Annotated in this window: 2 protein-coding genes; both read right to left on the bottom strand. The window is 45.6% G+C overall.

Annotation, left to right across the window (positions count from 1 at the left end):
• Positions 1-133: 133 nt before the first annotated feature.
• Entirely contained in the window at positions 134-754 is a 621-nt protein-coding gene (locus HWQ37_RS29105) for a flavin prenyltransferase UbiX (RefSeq protein ID WP_292753889.1), read from the bottom strand.
• Between the two features lie 17 nt (positions 755-771).
• Entirely contained in the window at positions 772-3,126 is a 2,355-nt protein-coding gene (locus HWQ37_RS29100; RefSeq protein WP_292753888.1) for a ribonuclease R family protein, read from the bottom strand.
• Positions 3,127-4,046: the final 920 nt, after the last annotated feature.

Here is a 4,046-nt window from a genome sequence, read left to right as displayed (position 1 = left end):
AGTTGTCAGTGGTCAGTTATCAGTCTGATTATGCTTCGCTAATTACTGTTCACTGACTACTGACACGATCAGCCATCTCTATCATTACCTTTTTAGGACTATTGTGAAATTTACAATAAATCCACTCAGGGCGTTAGCGACGACCTTGCCACCTCTGAATTGGGATGCAGTCAATATCTAGTTGATCTAAAGCACGGGCAACTACAAAATCAACTAAATCCTCGATGGTTTGGGGATTGTGATACCAGGCGGGAATAGCGGGGACAATTCTCACGCCAACTTCTGCTAGAGAGGTTAAGTTACGGAGGTGGATGAGGCTAAAAGGCGTTTCACGCGGGACAATCACCAGCTTTCGCCCTTCTTTAAGTTGGACATCCGCCGCCCGTTCTAGTAAATCGGAACTCAAGCCAACTGCTAGCTTTGCCACTGTACTCATGCTGCATGGAATAATTATCATCCCCAGAGTGGCAAAGGAACCACTGGCAATTCCAGCTCCGACATCACTCCAAGGATGACAACGGAGTTTACCCAAAAGTGCAACACCAGCTTGCTCTCGCCAGAATTGTTCTTGTTGAATTGGTTCTGGTGGCATCCGAATTTCCTGTTCTGACTGCCAAACCATGTAAGTTGATTTAGAGGCAACCAATTCAATACTATACTCCGCTTCTAGCAAAAATTTGATCGCCCGAACAGCGTAAATCAGACCAGATGCACCCGATACGCCTAAAATTAAAGGTTTAGTGTGATTTGACACGTAAGTTTTAGTGGATTTTACTCGTCCTCAGAGTAAGGGTCTAGGTCATCAGGCTCAATGTCATTTGGTAAGTAGAGGTCTGAAAGCTCGTCACGGGAATCATTGCCAGTTAGACCTTTTGGTACACCATCGCTACCGACTGTTACCAAGTCAATTTGTTGACGGTAGTAATCGACACTTTTAACTTGGACGGCAACGCGATCGCCTAATCGATAAGAAGCGCGATTTTTACGTCCAAATAGTGCCTGTTGTCTGGCGCGATATTCATACCAATCATCTTTGAGAGAACTGACGTGTACCAATCCTTCCACCCGCAAAGGCACACCAGGATTACTGCTAGATTCCACCTCGGCGGCTGGTACTTCAATTTCCACAAAGAAACCGTAGGATTGAACCCCGGTAATTACGCCTTGAAATACCTGACCGATGCGTTGCTTCATCAGTTGGGCTTTTTGCAGTCCGGCTAAATCGGCTTCGGCTTCTTGGACTTCTTTTTCTCGGTCGTTGATTTGGACAATTACCCTAGTTAAATCGCTTTGCAGTTCTTGTTGCAATTCTGGGGGTAAAACGTTCCAGTTAATTTCCTCGTGGCTGGAGGAGTGGCGCAGGTTAACCCGCTCTCTCACACGGGTATTGCGGCGATCGCGTCCGTTTTCGAGTAGCGTGTAATACACTCTCTGCATCAGCAAATCTGGGTAACGCCGCAAGGGAGCGCTAAAGTGAACATATTGCGGTAGTGCCAGACCAAAGTGAGATCCTTTAGTGGTGCTGTATGCAGACGGCTTCAGGGTATCTTGTAATAAGTAGGTAAGAACTTGTTCTGAAGGAGATTCAGCAAAAGCTGTAGTCAAATGTTGGTAATCTAAGGGTTGGATATCAACTTCGGGATCTAGTGTGAGGTCAACACCCAAATTGACTGCCAATTTCAGCATTTCCTGGACATCTTCAACATCGGGAGTACCTTGAACTCGCCAGATTGCCGGAACACCAAGAGCATTTAAGTGAGTTGCAAATAGTTGATTAACTAACAGTACCAACTCTGTGAGTAGCGATCGCACTGGTAAATCATTCACCACCACAGCGCCAAGAATCCCCTCATCATAATAGGCGTTTTGGCTGGGCGGTAGATTTAACTGGAGGCTACCACGAGTCAAGCGTACCTGTTTGACGGCTGTTTGCAAGGCTTGGAGGTCTTGCAGGATTTGGGAAACTTGTGATGATTTATCTTCAGCTTCACCTGTGAGAATTGCTTGGGCAAGTTCTGTAGTTAGCGCCGTCTCGACGTTAATCACGCTGGGTTGAATTTCCCACTCCAGCACTTCTCCCGATTTGGGATCAATGGTAATTAAAAAAGAGATAGTTAAGCGATCGCTCCCAGGTACTAAAGAACAGCGTTCTGCCACAGTTGGGGGCAAGATTGGCAACACCAATTCTCCTAAATACACTGATTTGCCCCGTTTGAGTGCTTCTCTATCTAGGGCTTCATCAGGTTGCACATAATGAGAAACATCGGTGATATGAACGCCCAAAAGCCAATTTCCGGCTAAGTTTTTTTCTAAACTAAAAGCGTTTTCGATAATTTTGGTATCGCTATTTACCCCTTCAATCGTGAGAGTAAATAAATTACGTAAATCTAGGCGATTTTTCAGGTCTGCTTTCAGGAGCTTTTTAGGCAACCTGGCAGAGGCTTCCACGACATTATCTGGAAAAGTCCGGGAAAGGTCGTGTTTGCACGTAACTAAATCTATATCAGCAGCAGCTTCGGCATCACTACCGAGGATTTGCACCACTCGACCAAGGGGAGGATATTGTGCCAACGGATAACGCAAAACTTCCACATGAACCAGATGATCGATCGCTTCTTCTAACTTTGCCCCGTTAGCTTGAATCTTGAGTTCAAACAGCAAGCGATCGTCTAAAGGCACAGCCCGAAAACCAGCTTCCACCTGCTTAATGCGTGCCAGTAAAGTGTGGTTAGAACGTTCCAGAATCAGCTTTACCTCCCCTTCAGGAGAGCGACGGCGACTACCTTCTTTGAGAACTCTCACCAAAACGCGATCGCCATTCCAAGCATTACTCAAATGACTTTCGCGGATGTAAATATCCTCGGCTCCTTCCACATCTTGAATAGCAAAGCAAAAGCCTTTACTAGAACAACGGAGTTTTGCTTCAATTATTCCCTCTTCTGAGACACGCCGATACTTGCCCCGTTCCTTCACTAAAATACCGATTTTTTCCAGAACATCTAAAGCAATGTGAAGTTTTTGTAAACTTTTTTCATCTTCACAGCCAAGTTTCTTTTCTAAAACCTTCCGAGCTACCAATTTATCATCGGTGAAATTGGCAAGGAGTGTAGCGATTGAAAATTCCATGCAGTGAACCGACCTTTGGTCAAAACATCATTTGTTGTTAATCTGGTTCTTTCCTGTATACCTCACGGCTTACAGAAACAAGCTGGAAACTAATTGCCCTGAAGTCTGGCTTCCTAAGTTCTAAGGAAAGGAAGCCCAACCCAGTAAAAGCGGGAAACTACTCCCACAGTTCCTTTGCAAAGAAGCCGACCCACGGACAACTCTGGGCGTTTACGAACTTCTCACTGCACGATGCTCTCAGAATTTGCTTGCGTTCAAGTCCCTTCACCTAACCAAACTTCAGATTGCACGCCTGATTAAAATCTAGCCCCGCTAAGTAATTACGCGACGGGTTTTTGAGAAGCTGGGTTTAGAGAATCCATACTACCCAAAAGCGCTATGCAGGGGGAGCCACTGCGGTATCGGGGTCTCCCCAAGAGGAGGAGGCAGTGCGGTCTTGGGGTCTCCCCAAGTGGAGCAACTGCCGTCAAGTGGCGTGGAAACTACAGGTGTTTGATTGTCTAGAGTGAAGGTAATTTTACGCCATTAGACTCTGATTTTTAACTAGGAGGAACTGCCGGTGAACCCAATTTTCCCACATGTAGAATCGGTAACAATTAGGTAAGCAGCTTAATAAGCAGCGAGGGCGAACCTTATCTCCATTATTGTAGATTTAGAGCGCACTTCCAGAAAATAGTTCTAGATATCGAGTTGGGTAATCAGTATAGCATTGCAAGCAAGACTACCCAGATAAGTTAGCACTAGCCAAAAGTTTCGTCAAAAAACACCTACTGCTACAATTGGGACATAAGGCAAAGCAAGAACATTGTTAGGAGTGCTGAGTGCTGTTAGCGGTAGCGAGGCGTTTAGCCCGTGCTGAGTTAGGTAGGAGTTAGGAGTTAAAAGTAGAGACGCGATTAACCCTTGTCTCTACAAGAGTT

This window comes from Nostoc sp. NMS4 (genome assembly GCF_017115095.1).
GTDB lineage: Bacteria > Cyanobacteriota > Cyanobacteriia > Cyanobacteriales > Nostocaceae > Nostoc.
Note: the sequence above shows the minus strand (reverse complement) of the source record. Positions and strands in the feature narration are given on the sequence as shown.